Here is a 15252-nt window from a genome sequence, read left to right on the forward strand (position 1 = left end):
TCTACTATTTTTACGCCCAACGTTAAGTACAAGCGGACTAATATCCGTCTTTACAATAATTACTCGTTAGGTTGCAAACCGAAATTTTCTGGTACGCGGGCATAAATTTCACCAGTCCTGCCTGAATAAAAAATCACTCCAGATACAGCTGTATTCAAGTATTTTTTTTCTAGAAAACTTTCCCTTGGTCTGTCTATCGCAGGTTTCAAAGAACTGAAATGATAGATAAGGTAGGGCGAAACCACTTTAGTTACCATTAAGGCTCTTAAAGAAGGTAGCTCTTTTGCAGCGGTGGTGCCTGCCATATTCATCCGGGCAACTGAGGTCGGAAGATCGTAGTAGGAAGTATGGCGCTTAAAATAGAGATATGAAATATTTTTTGACACAATACCAAATGCGATCGAACTGATTCTTTGAATATTAATAGTCACCCCATAAGCATTGCGTCCACGGAATTTCTCATTAGATTCAATTTTTGAATAAAAATCAAAAACATCCAGATTTTTAAGTACCGAATCACTCTGAGTAACATGATCTGGTGAACCTATGCCATTTAGTTGAGGAGTAAGAGGAAGTGCAAAAAATTGCACTTCACTAGAGTCTGCGTCATAGTTGTACACCAACCCGGACGAAATATCGCGAACGGCTTTTACTGGAAAATCGAAAGCAAAATAATCTTGAAGATTTAGGCCATCTGGAAGCTTAGTCGAATATGCTGCAGACTTGCGATTTTCAAAATCAACTGTTGTTTCAAATTCGCCCTTTTTCATGAGCGAAATTTTTTCCAACGCATTGATTGTCTCCATGAGATTGGCACCCTTCATATTCAAGGGAAGCTTGTTTTTCTCCAGCATGTCAATCGAAAATTTAATGCCTTGCACTTGCTTCGATTTTGGTGAAGGCGGCGTACCTGATGCAGCAGTTGCGTTGGTCAAATGCGATAAGGCAAGGGTGGCAGCAATTAAGCCCGCTGGAAAAATTTTCATAGTTCTACATATCATAAAATTTAAATACAAAGAATCTCTGTGCAAATCAGGCGATGCAGAAAGCAATAATTTACTGCAACAACTATAATCCCTACGAAATCAATTTCAAAGTCATTTAGTTTATTTAGCTGCGAAGATTGACGATTTTTATTCGGATTGACATTAATTTCACGAGCCTTATCTTCTATCAAGTCGCCTGAACTTAATTGCCATGCGTACAAAGACCTTGCATTAACCGTACTCTACTCACTTCATCGGTAAACACTAGACATTCATGCCAATTGCGTTACTCGATAACACGCCCATAGGCGGGGTACTGGCCGGACAATATTTCCTGATCAGTCAGTTCGTCGCCGTACCAGAGTATGACTTTGTATGCACCAGCCCCGAACGCCAACTCACGAAATGCGCGGCCTTCTACCTGGGTAAAACCGCCGTCAGGATTGCCGAGTGGGTGGAAGATGATGATGGGACTCATCGCCATGGCAGAACTGGACTTGACGCGCTTAACAAAGGCCTTGATGAGTTGCTGTGCCACGGTAAAATCAGATACTAGTGAGCGAGGATGAGCAAAAGGATTAAGCACAACGGCACCGGCTTTTCCCACTATCGAAGACCGCGCCGCAGCACCAACACCCAGGATCTTTTGATCAGGTGGTGCACTGATCGCCAGTTCCGGCACTTCTGAAATGCACTCGCCAGATTTAAGATTCTTCACGCTTAAGCGATCAGGAGCAATCTGGATGTAGATATATTGTTTGAAGGAATCGAACATAGTAAATTTACTTTCAGGACTGGAGAAGAGTACCAGAGCGCAAGCAAATGCACTCCAGAGTAGAGACATTTGATCATTGAATGACGAAGCGTCAAAGCAATGTGCGCATAAAATTCAAGGCTCTTTGTATATCGTCAGGACAATATTCACTCCAGCGGGGATGAATTTCACACCATTCCAGAAAGTGCACAAGACAGTCAATCTGTTTTTGATGCAAACCCGAAAGCTGCGCTTTCGCGTCATGCTGGAATTTCAACTCCGGCCCAAGATGGTAAATCAAGAACTCTGTTTCCAGCTTGCTGTACTCTGCTTCTGGCGTCAGACAGAATTCCAGATAGTGGGGAAGTATCCATTTTAATCCGGCAGTCGATAAGCAACTCAACTCATTATGCAGATAGCGGATAACATCCCCAGTAATCTTCCGGTCTCGTTGTTCTTCCAGATAATTCCTCAAGTAAGCGCATTGTGGGCAATCACGCTGATGAACCGAGAGTGCCCCCTTGAGCGGCATAGGCACTACTTGGAATGAAGATGCAATTTCATTTAAGAGGGCAGTATTGTTCATGTTTTGTTAGAGACTGATTTGCCAGAAGATGATTTTTGCAACGCTGTAATATGCCCAACTTATGGAATACTCCTCTTTCTCACTGAACATGCTGAACAACTGACACTTATCAACTGAAAAGTTGAAACTCAAATAGTCTTTGAATTTTGAATATATATTACCCATATGAGCGAGCACACCTTGACTCGCAGCTAAAGCCGCTCCTACGGGTTAGTAGAAATCTGGGCCATATCTACACGTCACTGTAGGGATGCATCATTTTCCTGCGCCTATTCAGTTTGCAAGGAAAAACCAATAACTGAGACTCGCTCTTTTGGTTTATTTTTATTTTCAAAGAATAGATACTTAAAACCATCGATGTTAAGCTCTTTAAATAAAAATAAACCTTTATTTGAATACTCGGCCCGTTCAAAAATTCGATTTCCATTTTTAGGAATCTGATGCTGCAGTTCAGAATAGGTGCCAGAAGTCTCCAGCAGCAGTTCTTGCGGGGGAGCAGCCAGAGAAGTATCTGAGGTTGCTGGCAAATCACTATCCAGATATGCCCATTTCAAGGCTGCGACGGATGCAGCCCAATATACGCCAGTAATGAATGGAGCCAGCGGGTTATCTCTTTCCAGATTTTTATTATAATCTTGGGTGCTGACATAAAGATTTGCCCCAAGACTAAAAAACCCGCCGGAAATTGCTTCCGCATTTTCTCCAATCCTGGATAAGGCCATCCACTTTCTCAATCGTAGCGCTTCGTCCAGTTCCATCGTTTACTTTTGTGCTTTAGCCATTTAATCATTGCTGGAATGAGATGCAAGTCTGTCAGAGTAAAGTAGCCCCCGCTATCCCAGCATTCCCTTTAACACATCCCGCGAGTCAAATGCCGCCCTACGCAGACGGTCATTCACGCCTTGCCAGTCTTTGTCTTGTGGCAAGGCTTCCACCAAAATCAAATCAGCGTTGGCATGATCAAGTTCGCGCAGGCCTGCGTACAGGTCGTGGGCATAACCTACCGGGTCGGCGGGCAGGTGGCGCCATGCTTCTGCCTGGATAGCAGGATGGGCCTGGTAGCTCATGAGGGCGAGTTTTTTGTTTTTGGCGTGCAGGCGGTTGACGGTGTCGTCGAGCTCTGCAGCTTCTACCAAAATTATAGGTGTATGCGGCGCGTAATGGGCGTCCAGCGTGCCGGAAGCGCGAGGTGCGGCGGCGTCTGGGGCTGCTGGTGTAACACCCAGCACGGCAGCCATTTGAGCGACGGTGATATGGCCGGGGCGCAGCAGAACGGGGCCGTGGGTGGCGAGGCGGCTGAGATCGACGATGGTTGATTCTATGCCGACATCGCTCTGGCCGCCGTCAAGTATGTGGGCGATGAGGCCGCCGGGTTGTATCTCTTGTTCGAATTCTTCTTCCACATGCGCTGCCATGGTGGGGCTGACGTGGCCGAATTTATTGGCCGATGGTGCAGCGACACCGCCCTTGCCTGCCTTGAAGGCCCGCAAGAGTTCTTGTGCCACGGGATGCGATGGGCAGCGTATGCCTACCGTGTCCTGCCCGCCGGAGACGGCATCGGGGATATGGTCGGCGCGTTTTAAAATCAGCGTCAATGGGCCGGGCCAGAAGGCGGCGATGAGCTGGTGCGCTTCTGCCGGGATTTCCTTGGCCCAGTAGCTGATGTCCGCACCGGGGGCAACGTGGACAATCACAGGATGATTCGATGGCCTGCCCTTGGCGGCGTAGATGTTGGCAACGGCAGTGGGGTTTTCTGCATCAGCACCCAGGCCATACACGGTCTCGGTCGGGAAGGCGACCAGTTGGCCGCGTTCGAGTGCTTCTGCCGCTTCGGCAATAGCGCAAGGCGTGCTGGCGACTGGCTTCATGCCCACTCCGGTGCTGCTATGCCAAGGATGGTGCAGGCTTTGCTGAGATTGGCCTGGGCTTCTGCCATCGTCGGTGAGACGAAGGTAATGTGACCCATCTTGCGGGCACGGCGGGCTTCTGCCTTGCCGTACAGGTGCAGGTGAGCGCCAGGAATGGCCAGCACCTGATCCCACGCAGGTTCGCGCATGTTGTCGGTGTCGCCTTCATACCAGACATCACCGAGGATATTGAGCATGGCGGCTGGCGAATGCTGGCGCACATCACCTAGCGGTAGTTGCGCAAGCGCCCTGACCTGTTGCTGGAACTGACTGGTGACGCAGGCATCAATCGTGTAGTGGCCGCTATTGTGCGGGCGGGGTGCCATTTCATTGACAACCAGGCTGCCATCCTTGAGCACAAAGAATTCTATGCACAGCACACCGACATAGCCCATCTCTGCAATGATATGCAGGGCCGCAGCTTGTGCCTTGCTGGCGACATCTGCCGATACATGGGTGCTGGGGGCAATGGTGGTGAAGAGGATGCCGTCGCGGTGGACGTTTTCTGCTATTGGGTACACAACCGCTTCACCATCGACGCCACGGGCAACCAGAACGGACACTTCGTAAGCCAGTGGCAGCATTTTTTCGAGTACGCAGACCTGGCCGTTCATGCCAGCAAAGGCTGCGGCGAGTTCGGCACGGTCACGCACGCGGACCTGGCCTTTGCCGTCATAGCCCATGCGCACGGTTTTCAAGATGCCGGGCAAGAGATCATCGCTGACCTTGGCGACATCATCCTGACTGGTGATACCCCAATGCGGTGCCGGGTACACATGCGTGGTCGCGCCACAGCGGGTGAAGAAGTGTTTTTCTGCGAGACGGTCTTGCGCGATGGAGACACAGGCAGCAGCCGGGGCGACAAAGCTGGTTTGTGACAGCAGCTTTAAGCTTTCTGCTGGGACGTTTTCAAATTCTGTGGTGACGGCTTTGCTGAGCTTGGCCAGTGCCATCAGGCCAGGGTGGTTTTCATACCCAGCCTGGATATGCTGGCCTGTCACTTGTGCGGCTGGACAGCCGGCTTCAGGCTCCAGCACGGCGACCCGGTAACCCATGGCTTGTGCCGCCTGGGCAAACATGCGGCCAAGTTGGCCACCGCCCATGATGCCAAGGCAACTGGCGGGGGTGTTGGGTAACAATGGCTGGCGGGGCTGTGCGGGCTGTGAATGAGTGGTCATGGTAGTGATTTCAAACTAGGGATTGTTTGTACACAATAGTACAAATCAAATGAGGTACGGATATTTAGGTAGATAGAAATCCGGGTTGCGATATCAAGTTTCGTTAATTGGTCGTGTACGTAGATTGGGCCGTGCCGTAGGTTGGGCTACGCTTCACCAGCCCAACACTGGGCCTCAACAAACGTATACGTGATTCAAACGCCGAATGTTGGGCTGATAAGACGTAGCCCAGCGGGGCCCGGCCCAACCTACGGGATTAACCCGACTCACGGAGTTAACTCAACCTACAAAATTAATCCAACCTACAAACACACTCAAACCGGTAACACCATATCGCGTGCAACTTGCGTTTGCTTTTCGCGGAACTCGATCAACCTCGCGGCCAACGCATCATCGGTCGTCGCCAAAATCGCAATCGCGGCCAGGGCAGCGTTTGCTGCGCCAGCTTCGCCTATTGCAAAAGTCGACACCGGTATGCCTTTAGGCATTTGCACGATGGACAGTAATGAGTCTTCACCACGCAGGTATTTGGATGGCACGGGCACACCCAATACTGGCACGATGGTCTTGGCAGCGATCATGCCTGGCAGGTGGGCTGCACCGCCAGCACCGGCGATGATGGCGCGCAGGCCGCGCTCGCGGGCGGTTTCTGCATAGGTGAACATTTCATCGGGCATGCGGTGGGCCGAGACGACCTTGGCTTCAAAGCCTACGCCAAACTCCTTGAGAATGGCGACGGCGTTTTGCATGACGTCCCAGTCCGAGGATGACCCCATGACGACGCCGACGACGATTTTATTTGTAGTCATCATCAGTCCTTCAGGCTTTCGCCAGTCAGGCGTTCCAGTGCTTCACGGTATTTGGCGGCAGTTTTTTGCACGACTTCATCCGGCAAGGCTGGGGCTGGTGCGGTCTTTTTCCAGCTGGTAATAGTTTCCAGATAATCGCGCACGAACTGCTTGTCAAAAGACGGTGGCGAAATACCGGTAGCATAAGAGTCAGCAGGCCAGAAGCGGGAAGAATCGGCAGTCAGCACTTCATCCATCAAATGCAGCACGCCATTGTCATCAAGGCCAAATTCAAACTTGGTGTCGGCGATGATGATGCCGCGGGTGGCGGCGTATTCTGCGGCTTCAGTGTAGAGCTGTATGCTGATGTCGCGAATTTTGGCGGCCAGTTCTGCGCCTATGCGCTGCTCGGTTTCTGCATAGCTGATGTTTTCATCATGCTCACCCATTTCTGCCTTGGCAGCCGGGGTGAATATCGGCGCTGGCAACTTGGCTGCCTGCGGCAAGCCTGCTGGCAATTGTATACCGCAGATTGCGCCAGTCTCTTGATAATCTTTCCAGCCTGAGCCGATGATGTAGCCACGTACCACTGCTTCTACCATGATGGGCTTGAGGCGTTTGGCAACGACCGCACGGCCTTTGACTTGCGCCACTTCATCTGCTGCGACCACGGATTCTGGTGCGACACCTGTCAGGTGGTTAGGCACGATATGGCCCAGCTTTTCAAACCAGAAATTCGCCATCTGGTTCAGCACGCGGCCTTTGTCGGGTATCGGTTCATTCATGATGACATCGAATGCGGACAGGCGGTCACTCGTGACGATGAGCAGCTTGTCGTCGCCGACAGCGTAATTGTCACGTACCTTGCCACGGCCCAGCAAAGGCAGGGAATGAAGAGTGGAATTGATTTGCGTAGTCATGAGGGATTTCTTTATTTCGATCTGGATAGGGTTTACACAAAATTGTTGGTGGTGGTTTTAGCTCCTTCCCCTTCAAGGGGAAGGTTGGGATGGGGATGGGGTTCTGTCATAATTTTTTAACGGTCAATCAACCGAAACCCATCCCCACCCTAGCCCCCCCCTTGAAGGGGAGGGAATATCACGGCAAATTTACGGATGTACAAAACAATTTTGTCTAAACCCTGAACTCCCTCACTCCGGCAAACACCGGAATGAGGAAACAAACTAACTTATTTCTTAATTGACGATCTGCGCCAAAGCGCCTTTCTTGTACTGTTCTGCCACTTTTTCCAATGCCATAGGCTTGATCTTGCCTGCCTGGCCTTCGCAACCGAAAGACAGATAACGCGCCTTGCACACCAGTTTCGCTGCTTCACGCGCTGGTTTCAGGTAATCACGTGGATCAAACTTGGATGGGTTTTCAAACATGTAGCGGCGGATCGCGCCTGTCATTGCCAGACGGATATCAGTGTCGATGTTGATCTTGCGCACGCCGTTTTGGATGCCGATGACGATTTCTTCAACGGGCACGCCATAGGTTTCTTTCATGTCGCCACCGAACTGGCGGATTTCATCCAGCAGTTCTTGTGGTACGGAAGAAGAACCGTGCATCACCAAGTGTGTATTTGGAATGCGCTGGTGGATTTCCTTGATGCGGTCGATTGCCAGGATGTCGCCAGTAGGCTTCCTGGAGAATTTGTAGGCACCGTGGGAAGTACCGATGGCAATTGCCAATGCATCGCACTGGGTTTGCTTGACGAAGTCAGCGGCTTGCTGCACGTCGGTGAGCAATTGTTCGCGCGTCATTTTGCCGTCAGCACCGTGGCCGTCTTCCTTGTCGCCCATCATGGTTTCGAGAGAACCGAGCACGCCCAGTTCTGCTTCTACCGTAACGCCGATGGAGTGGGCAAACTTGACCACTTCACGCGATACTTCGACATTGTATTCATAGCTGGCGACACTCTTGCCGTCTTCTTCCAGCGAGCCGTCCATCATCACCGACGTAAAGCCGGATTTGATCGCAGCCATGCAGACTGCTGGCGACTGGCCGTGGTCCTGGTGCATGACGACGGGGATGTGCGGGTAAGCTTCTACCGCGGCTTCGATCAGATGACGCAAGAATGCTTCGCCAGCATATTTGCGGGCACCGGCCGACGCTTGCATGATGACAGGTGCGCTAACTTCATCGGCGGCCTGCATGATGGCGGTGACTTGCTCCAGGTTGTTGACGTTGAAAGCTGGCAGACCGTAACCGTTTTCGGCGGCGTGGTCCAGCAATTGACGCATGGATACGAGTGGCATAATTAACTCCAGATTGCTTTATAAAAAAATCTTTGTTCCTGCTTCGTCCGAACTACGCTGTCTCACCGACCCTGACAATTTTCATTGCATTGGTGCCACCGACCTGCCCCATGGGTTCGCCCCAGGTGACGACGATCATGTCGCCTTTATCGACGATATTATTCTCAAGCAGGATGGTTTCGGCAGACTTCAACACTACTTCACGGTCAGCAGAGTATGGCAGATTGAAAGTCTGGACATTGCGGTACAGCGCAGCCTTGCGCTGGGTCGCCACACTCGGCGTCAGTGCAAACAGGGGCACATCAACACTGTGGCGACTCATCCACAAGGCAGTAGAACCCGACTCGGTCAGGGCCACGATGGCTTTAACACCCAGGTGGTGGGCAGTGAACAGCGCACCATAGGCGATGGACTGGTCAATGCGGGTAAAGGTCATATTCAAGAAATCGGCATCGAGCTTGTTTTCCTGGAATTTTTCAGCTTCCAGACAAATCAGCGACATCGCTTCTATGGTTTCTACAGGGTATTTGCCGGAGGCAGTTTCTGCCGATGTCATGACGGCGTCAGTGCCGTCAAGCACGGCATTGGCCACGTCTGACACTTCAGCACGGGTAGGCACTGCGTTGACGATCATGGATTCCATCATCTGGGTGGCAGTAATAGCCACCTTGTTGGACGCACGCGCCATCTTGATCATGCGTTTTTGCAGGGCTGGTACGGCAGCATTGCCGACTTCTACAGCCAGATCGCCACGGGCAACCATGATGCCGTCGGAAGCATCGAGAATTTCTTGCAGCAGAGGTATGGCTTCAGCACGTTCGATCTTGGCGATCATCATGGGCTTGTGGTTGTAAGGCTCACCCGCGATATTCGAGAGTTGCCTTGCCATTTCCATGTCAGTCGCATTTTTTGGGAAAGACACGGCGACATAATCCGCCTGGATAGACATGGCAGTCTTGATGTCTTCCATGTCCTTGCCAGTCAGTGCCGGTGCTGTCAGGCCACCACCCTGGCGGTTGATGCCCTTGTTGTTGGACAGCTCGCCACCTATCTTGGTGACGGTATGGATTTCATTGCCGACAACTTTTTCGACGACGAGCACGATGAGGCCGTCATTCAACAACAGCAGATCGCCAGTTTTAACATCACGTGGCAAGGCCTTGTAATCGAGACCCACACGTTCCTGATTACCCAGGGTGCAGTCTGCATCGAGAATGAACTTGTCACCGTTGTCGAGATTGATGCGGGAATTTTCAAACTTGCCTATGCGGATTTTAGGGCCCTGCAAATCAGCCATGATGGCAATTTCGCGGCCGCACTCTGCTGCTGCCTGGCGCACCATGGTTGCCCGGTCTATATGGTCCTGCGCCTTGCCATGCGAGAAATTCAACCTCACCACATTCACCCCGGCATGGATCATACGCTTGAGCGTAGCCATGTCATTCGAAGCGGGGCCTATGGTGGCAACAATCTTGGTGGCACGTGACATCTGGTCTCCTGAAAATTAGATATTATTTTTAGCGTTGAGTTTGATGAAAACCTGAAAAACTTATTAAAACCTGAAAGCTCACTACAGAGACACAGAGGGGGCACAAAGGGTCGCAGAGAAAATATTTTTTGCAATGAAGGTCCAATGACTGGATGCTTATCTGCTTTTCTCTTGCCTTTCTCTGTGGTGTAGCGGGGAATTCGAGTGGCATGCCACTCGCCCGCGTAACGAAGACTGCTTGCAAGCAGTCTTTCCTTCCTCTGTACCTCTGTGGTTAATGGTCTTGAATTTGATCTTGACCTTGAATTTACTTTACCGCCCGTTGCAACAAAATTTCTACTGCTGGCAGGGTTTTGCCTTCCAAAAATTCCAGGAAAGCGCCGCCGCCTGTCGAGATATAGCCTACCTTGTCAGCGATGTTGTACTTGGCAATCGCGGCCAGGGTGTCGCCACCGCCAGCAATCGAGAAGCCTGCTGAATCGGCAATCGCCTGCGCCAGCACTTTTGTACCGTTGCCGAACTGGTCAAATTCAAACACGCCTACCGGGCCGTTCCAGACTATCGTGCCAGCTTTCTTGATCTGCTCTGCCAGCAATGCTGCAGTCGTTGGGCCGATGTCGAGGATCATGTCGTCGTCCTGCACATCTGCCACTGCCTTGACAGTTGCCACTGCGGTTGGTGAGAATTCTTTGGCGCACACTACATCAGTAGGGATAGGCACAGATGCACCGCGCTTGGCCATCATGTCGATGATGGCTTTGGCTTCTTCCACCAGATCAGCTTCTGCCAGTGACTTACCGATTTTGAGGCCGGATGCCAGCATGAAGGTATTCGCAATGCCGCCGCCGACGATGAGGTTATCCACCTTGTCAGCCAGTGACTTCAAAATAGTCAGTTTGCTCGATACCTTGGAACCGGCAACAATCGCCACCAGCGGGCGGGCGGGATGGCCCAGCGCCTTGCCCAGTGCATCAAGCTCGGCAGACAACAACGGACCAGCGCAGGCAACAGGGGCAAACTTGGCGATGCCATGGGTAGTTGCTTCTGCACGGTGGGCAGTGCCAAAGGCATCATTCACATACACGTCGCACAGGGCAGCCATTTTTTGCGCAAGCGCATCGTCGTTTTTCTTTTCGCCCTTGTTGACACGGCAGTTTTCCAGCAAGACTACCTGGCCTGGTGCTACATCAACACCGTCAACCCAGTTTTGCTTGAGTTCTACATTCACGCCCAGCAATTCAGACAAGCGTTTGGCAACCGGTGCCAGGGTATCTTCTGCCTTGAATTCACCCTCAGTCGGACGCCCCAGATGCGAAGTCACCATCACCGCAGCACCTGCCTGCAAAGCCTGCTGTATCGCCGGCACCGAGGCGCGGATACGGGTATCTTCGGTAATATTGCCGGCATCGTCCTGAGGAACGTTCAAATCGGCGCGGATGAAAACACGTTTGCCCTGGAGCTGGTTTGCTGCGATCAGGTCACTGAGTCGGTTGAATTGCATCGTGATATGGAGTTGGCAAGGTTGAAGGGTGGCGCATTTGCCTGCGAGTGCCGGGCAAATGAATTCCGCCAAGAAATTTACTGCATAAGTTCTCAGCCCGCTATTTTACCAAAGCCCGCTTGCAGACCATACGGTTTTGCGCGGGTTTTGCGCGTTTAATGTAAAATCTGATAATAAATTGGCATTTATTTGATGGAATTACTTGGGCTTGGGGATGGTGGGTGGGTTTGATTGGATTCACTGATTGCTGATTAGAAAACTGTACATTCGTGCTTTTATTGTTTTTCGATCAATTTTTCTAGGTTACAGGCAATTATTTACATAGGATGAATTGCCAAATTGGAGTTACTAAAGCTTAGCATTGCCGCATTCATTGCTACGTCATTCCTGCATGCTGTTGACCGGAATGACGGCATAAATAGCCACATAAAAGCAAGTCACAAACAAAGCCTCAGGCTCCGATATAGCTTACCCAAGCAAGGCATCAAGCTCAGCATTGAGACGTAATTGAGCTGCTGATTGATCTGTTTCGGTTGAAGTGAGTGCTACTCTTTGCCAATGCGCGGCACAGACAGCCGCAACTGCATGTATAGCTTCATGGCGCTGCATTCGTTTGCTTTGTAATCGCTCCATTGCACGGATAACAGGTCTGACACCATGGGCAATCTGGTCTTCAACGAACACATGAAGGTAGGCATGCTGCTTGGATGCCTTCACCCGGATTGAATCGTGATAATTTTTTGCAACCCTCAATTTATCAGTCGGGGATAGCACCATCCAGGCTTCCCTTTCTTGAGCTTGATCTGGATTGTAGTAGGTAGTGGTCATGCGATGAGTCTAACTCTAGGTCACCCATTATCCTGCACTACGCGGCAAAATCAAGCAATAAGTACTTGAAAGACAAAGGATACACGAACACGGATTGAAGGCAGGTATCTACCGGGCTGGCGCTCGGGGCGTTCGGGGCAAACTATTGCATGAGTTTTCTGGTTCGTCGTATTTTGAATACTTTGGTCTTAATACATTCATACGTTATTTAAAATTGCAGGTCGGGGGTAGCCCGACAGCTTCTCACTTTTCTTGTCTCGCCAAGAAAAGTAAGCCAAAGAAGGCGACCGAGGCGTCGCTGCCCCCCCCTAAAGGGGGTCCCCATTGCTGCAAGTCAAAAAATGGGAAAGTCCGAAAACTCGCCTGCGGCTCAAACAACGGTCATTTCTCTTTCCATTTTCTGCCTAGCAGCAAAGGCATCGACACATCGGGACAGCGAAGTTCAAAAACACCCCAAAAGTCAAAAGCAACGTCAATACGACCTTCGCGGGCTACTTTGAGAGCTACTGCTTATCGAGCTATGGATTTACGCAGTTTCTTCACGTAAGGTAAAAAGGTAAAGTATCCCCACATGATTTCCTGCAATAATTAAAATCACACTTTTATCAAAGTAAGAGCTACAGACCATGAAGCTACAAATTGAACTGAGCAAGTTTTATACAGAGAAAGACGAGTTACGTTTTTTCATAGCGCTAAGAGAAATATCGGCCTTGAAATCGATACAAGGCGTTGGACGCTCACTCATCCTCGATTTAGATCTGAGAGGACTTAGTCGTGATTCTCTATTTGAATTGATCGGTATATTGACTCGTTACCAAATCAACTTGAAGCCAATTAGCATACTCGCGGAGCGAAGTAAATTTGCGTGGTTGAAGGATAAGAGATGGTATTGGTATGGAGGGATGTTTGGTAAACAGTAAGGCATAAAGAATGCGATTTACCCGCAGTGCTCAATTAAGCAAGCCAAGATAGCAATATGTCTTCTTGCTGTTGCTGTTGCTGTTGCTGTTGCTGTTGCTGTTGCTGTTGCTGTTGCTGTTGCTGTTGCTGTTGCTGTTGCTGTTGCTGTTGCTGTTGCTGTTGCTGTTGCTGTTGCTGTTGCTGTTGCTGTTGCTGTTGCTGTGTTGCTGTTGCTGTTGCTGTTGCTGTTGCTGTTGCTGTTGCTGTTGCTGTTGCTGTTGCTGTTGCTGTTGCTGTTGCTGTTGCTGTTGCTGTTGCTGTTGCTGTTGCTGTTGCTGTTGCTGTTGCTGGTGCTGTTGCTGTTGCTGTTGCTGTTGCTGTTGGGTTTGACGTTGTTCTTGCTTTTGACTTTCGCACTTCCCATGTGTAGACGCCGTTTGTGCTGTACAGAAAATGGAATAGAAATGCCCGTGTCTGAGCGCAGCGAGTTTCGGGCATTTCCCATTTTTTGTACTGCATAAACGGGAACCCCCTTCAGGGGGCGGCTACGCCTGGGTCGCCTTCTTTGGCTTACTTTTCTTGGCGAGACAAGAAAAGTGAGTAGCCGCCGGTCTACCACCGGCCTGCAATCTCAAATTACGTGTGCAGGCATTTGAAAATCCGAATGTTCATGCACGATGAATCAGAAATTAACCCACGCAATAGTTTCCAACGAACGCCTCTGGATTCCAGCCAAAAGCACGCTGGAATGACTTAGCTAAGGAGAATAATTTATTATCAAACAGGGCTTCGATATAGACCATTCGTGCAAGGCCTTGGGCACAGCAAGGCTATAGCCTTCTTCCCAGATCACAACCCCAACCGAATATAAGTAAACACCGCCATCCCAAAAAATATCGTCTGCAACATATTCTTGCGTACCAAAAAGAATGCCGTTGCCAGCAAGCCCGCCAGCAGGCGCGGGTTTTGCAAGCCCACCTCGACCTGACCATTGGTCAGCAACAAGTCCGGCACGATGATCGCGGCCAGCGCGCAGGCGGGGGCGTAGCGCAGGGCTTCCTGCACGCGCTTGGGCAGGTTGATGTGATGCCCCACCAGCCAAAAGCCGCTGCGGGCAATGAAGGTGGCCAGAGTCAGCAGGCCTATGACCAGCCAGATTTCCCAGTCGCTCATGCTTGCTCCCCATTGTTCTTGCCAGCGGCAGCTACTTTTTTACCGTCCAGATATTCTTCCAGCATCATGGACGTACCCATGCCGAGCAAGACGGCAAGCAAGAGGCCGAGTTTGTAGGGGAGATTCACTGCAAGCAGGGCCACGATGCCAGCCACAACGACACCGGCAAAGGCAGCGCGATTGATGATCAGGGGCAGCATGATGCACAGGATGGCCAGGGTACCGGCAAAACCCAGCCCCCAACTTGAAGGCACCTGACTGCCCAGCAAGATGCCAATGACGGAACCGGTTTGCCAGGCGCCCCAATTTGGGAAGACCAAGGATTTTAGGTAGGCCAGCTTGCCTTTTTCCTCAATAAATTCAGGATAACGCTGTATGAACAGGCTGACAGAAATGTCGCCTGTCATAAAACCCAGCCAGGCGCGTGTACGCCAGTGCAGGTGCGCAAAATGGGGAGCGAGAATGGCAGAAAAAATCAAAAACCGCAGATTCACGACCAGTGCCGTGGCAAAAATCACCCAGACTGGGGCATGTGCGGCAATCAGGGGTAATGATGCGAGTTGGGCAGATCCGGCAAAGACCAGCAGGGTCATGCCCAGTGCCTGCGGCAGAGTCAGCCCAGCCTTGATCATGGCAACGCCAACCACCATTCCCCAGGCACCTATACCAAACCAGGTGGGTGCTCCTACTCTCAAACCTTCCTTGATCGCGGCCTTGTCTGATTCAAATGACATGAGAGTGTAGATAGAGCGGGAAAGTGCATCATTGTAACTTGGAAACAAAAAACTTGCCTGTGGCGCTGATTTTGTGAGCAGATTGATAAATTCTCAAATCCACGCAAGCGCAAACAATTTTTAATTTCATGCAATGCATTGCAATTTCGTAGGGTGGGCCGGGCCTC

General features: G+C 50.8%; 16 protein-coding genes. 1 reads left to right on the forward strand and 15 read right to left on the reverse strand.

Annotated elements, in window-relative coordinates; genetic code table 11:
• Positions 1-59: 59 nt before the first annotated feature.
• From ACO0LN_RS24680 to ACO0LN_RS24735, 12 genes are all read right to left on the reverse strand, one after another.
• On the reverse strand, positions 60-986 hold the full coding sequence (locus ACO0LN_RS24680) for a hypothetical protein (protein WP_422978454.1): 927 nt from the start codon (positions 984-986) through the stop codon (positions 60-62).
• A gap of 286 nt (positions 987-1272) precedes the next feature.
• A complete protein-coding gene (locus ACO0LN_RS24685) occupies positions 1273-1761 on the reverse strand; it encodes a rod shape-determining protein (protein ID WP_422978456.1) in 489 nt (162 codons plus the stop codon).
• A 91-nt stretch (positions 1762-1852) separates the two neighbouring features.
• On the reverse strand, positions 1853-2326 hold the full coding sequence (locus tag ACO0LN_RS24690; RefSeq protein ID WP_422978458.1) for a hypothetical protein: 474 nt from the start codon (positions 2324-2326) through the stop codon (positions 1853-1855).
• 269 nt (positions 2327-2595) lie between these two features.
• Entirely contained in the window at positions 2596-3084 is a 489-nt protein-coding gene (locus ACO0LN_RS24695; RefSeq protein ID WP_422978460.1) for a hypothetical protein, read from the reverse strand.
• A gap of 75 nt (positions 3085-3159) precedes the next feature.
• Positions 3160-4194 (reverse strand): L-threonylcarbamoyladenylate synthase, encoded by a 1035-nt coding sequence (locus ACO0LN_RS24700; RefSeq protein ID WP_422978462.1) that lies wholly within the window; start codon positions 4192-4194, stop codon positions 3160-3162.
• Positions 4191-5411: a 5-(carboxyamino)imidazole ribonucleotide synthase gene (locus ACO0LN_RS24705; protein ID WP_422978464.1), complete on the reverse strand. Its 1221-nt coding sequence runs from the start codon at positions 5409-5411 to the stop codon at positions 4191-4193. Before ACO0LN_RS24705 ends, ACO0LN_RS24700 begins: the two co-directional genes overlap by 4 nt.
• A gap of 314 nt (positions 5412-5725) precedes the next feature.
• On the reverse strand, positions 5726-6223 hold the full coding sequence (gene purE, locus ACO0LN_RS24710; RefSeq protein ID WP_422978466.1) for a 5-(carboxyamino)imidazole ribonucleotide mutase: 498 nt from the start codon (positions 6221-6223) through the stop codon (positions 5726-5728).
• Positions 6223-7119, reverse strand: a complete 897-nt coding sequence (locus ACO0LN_RS24715; protein WP_162042490.1) for a phosphoribosylaminoimidazolesuccinocarboxamide synthase — start codon at positions 7117-7119, stop codon at positions 6223-6225. The genes purE and ACO0LN_RS24715 overlap by 1 nt, the downstream gene beginning before the upstream one ends.
• Before the next feature lie 276 nt (positions 7120-7395).
• Entirely contained in the window at positions 7396-8460 is a 1065-nt protein-coding gene (gene fba / locus ACO0LN_RS24720) for a class II fructose-bisphosphate aldolase (protein ID WP_422978468.1), read from the reverse strand.
• A gap of 52 nt (positions 8461-8512) precedes the next feature.
• Positions 8513-9949 carry a pyruvate kinase gene (gene pyk / locus ACO0LN_RS24725; RefSeq protein ID WP_422978470.1) on the reverse strand — a complete coding sequence of 479 codons (1437 nt, stop codon included), beginning with the start codon at positions 9947-9949 and terminating at the stop codon, positions 8513-8515.
• 307 nt (positions 9950-10256) lie between these two features.
• Entirely contained in the window at positions 10257-11450 is a 1194-nt protein-coding gene (locus tag ACO0LN_RS24730) for a phosphoglycerate kinase (RefSeq protein WP_422978472.1), read from the reverse strand.
• 468 nt (positions 11451-11918) lie between these two features.
• Positions 11919-12278 carry a hypothetical protein gene (locus tag ACO0LN_RS24735; RefSeq protein WP_422978474.1) on the reverse strand — a complete coding sequence of 120 codons (360 nt, stop codon included), beginning with the start codon at positions 12276-12278 and terminating at the stop codon, positions 11919-11921.
• A gap of 626 nt (positions 12279-12904) precedes the next feature.
• On the opposite strand from ACO0LN_RS24735, the gene ACO0LN_RS24740 reads away from it, so the two are divergent.
• Positions 12905-13198 carry a hypothetical protein gene (locus ACO0LN_RS24740; protein ID WP_422978476.1) on the forward strand — a complete coding sequence of 98 codons (294 nt, stop codon included), beginning with the start codon at positions 12905-12907 and terminating at the stop codon, positions 13196-13198.
• A 34-nt stretch (positions 13199-13232) separates the two neighbouring features.
• On the opposite strand, the gene ACO0LN_RS24745 is transcribed toward ACO0LN_RS24740, so the two are convergent.
• The 3 genes from ACO0LN_RS24745 to ACO0LN_RS24755 form a co-directional block, all read right to left on the reverse strand.
• Complete coding sequence (locus ACO0LN_RS24745; RefSeq protein WP_422978478.1) at positions 13233-13595, reverse strand: hypothetical protein; 363 nt, start codon at positions 13593-13595, stop codon at positions 13233-13235.
• Between the two features lie 432 nt (positions 13596-14027).
• Positions 14028-14351 (reverse strand): AzlD domain-containing protein, encoded by a 324-nt coding sequence (locus tag ACO0LN_RS24750; RefSeq protein ID WP_162059979.1) that lies wholly within the window; start codon positions 14349-14351, stop codon positions 14028-14030.
• Positions 14348-15085, reverse strand: a complete 738-nt coding sequence (locus ACO0LN_RS24755) for an AzlC family ABC transporter permease (RefSeq protein ID WP_422978480.1) — start codon at positions 15083-15085, stop codon at positions 14348-14350. Before ACO0LN_RS24755 ends, ACO0LN_RS24750 begins: the two co-directional genes overlap by 4 nt.
• Positions 15086-15252: the final 167 nt, after the last annotated feature.

Source organism: Undibacterium sp. TC9W (assembly GCF_049339865.1).
Lineage (GTDB): Bacteria > Pseudomonadota > Gammaproteobacteria > Burkholderiales > Burkholderiaceae_D > Undibacterium.

What these genes read in the sequence shown, in the direction of transcription:
- ACO0LN_RS24740 (WP_422978476.1), top strand. Translation starts at nt 12,905, where the DNA reads ATGAAGCTACAAATTGAACTGAGCAAGTTTTATACAGAGAAAGACGAG.
- purE (WP_422978466.1), bottom strand. Translation starts at nt 6,223, where the DNA reads ATGATGACTACAAATAAAATCGTCGTCGGCGTCGTCATGGGGTCATCC.
- ACO0LN_RS24755 (WP_422978480.1), bottom strand. Translation starts at nt 15,085, where the DNA reads ATGTCATTTGAATCAGACAAGGCCGCGATCAAGGAAGGTTTGAGAGTA.
- ACO0LN_RS24700 (WP_422978462.1), bottom strand. Translation starts at nt 4,194, where the DNA reads ATGAAGCCAGTCGCCAGCACGCCTTGCGCTATTGCCGAAGCGGCAGAA.
- ACO0LN_RS24715 (WP_162042490.1), bottom strand. Translation starts at nt 7,119, where the DNA reads ATGACTACGCAAATCAATTCCACTCTTCATTCCCTGCCTTTGCTGGGC.
- ACO0LN_RS24685 (WP_422978456.1), bottom strand. Translation starts at nt 1,761, where the DNA reads ATGTTCGATTCCTTCAAACAATATATCTACATCCAGATTGCTCCTGAT.
- pyk (WP_422978470.1), bottom strand. Translation starts at nt 9,949, where the DNA reads ATGTCACGTGCCACCAAGATTGTTGCCACCATAGGCCCCGCTTCGAAT.
- ACO0LN_RS24735 (WP_422978474.1), bottom strand. Translation starts at nt 12,278, where the DNA reads ATGACCACTACCTACTACAATCCAGATCAAGCTCAAGAAAGGGAAGCC.
- ACO0LN_RS24730 (WP_422978472.1), bottom strand. Translation starts at nt 11,450, where the DNA reads ATGCAATTCAACCGACTCAGTGACCTGATCGCAGCAAACCAGCTCCAG.
- ACO0LN_RS24680 (WP_422978454.1), bottom strand. Translation starts at nt 986, where the DNA reads ATGAAAATTTTTCCAGCGGGCTTAATTGCTGCCACCCTTGCCTTATCG.
- ACO0LN_RS24750 (WP_162059979.1), bottom strand. Translation starts at nt 14,351, where the DNA reads ATGAGCGACTGGGAAATCTGGCTGGTCATAGGCCTGCTGACTCTGGCC.
- ACO0LN_RS24695 (WP_422978460.1), bottom strand. Translation starts at nt 3,084, where the DNA reads ATGGAACTGGACGAAGCGCTACGATTGAGAAAGTGGATGGCCTTATCC.
- ACO0LN_RS24690 (WP_422978458.1), bottom strand. Translation starts at nt 2,326, where the DNA reads ATGAACAATACTGCCCTCTTAAATGAAATTGCATCTTCATTCCAAGTA.
- fba (WP_422978468.1), bottom strand. Translation starts at nt 8,460, where the DNA reads ATGCCACTCGTATCCATGCGTCAATTGCTGGACCACGCCGCCGAAAAC.
- ACO0LN_RS24705 (WP_422978464.1), bottom strand. Translation starts at nt 5,411, where the DNA reads ATGACCACTCATTCACAGCCCGCACAGCCCCGCCAGCCATTGTTACCC.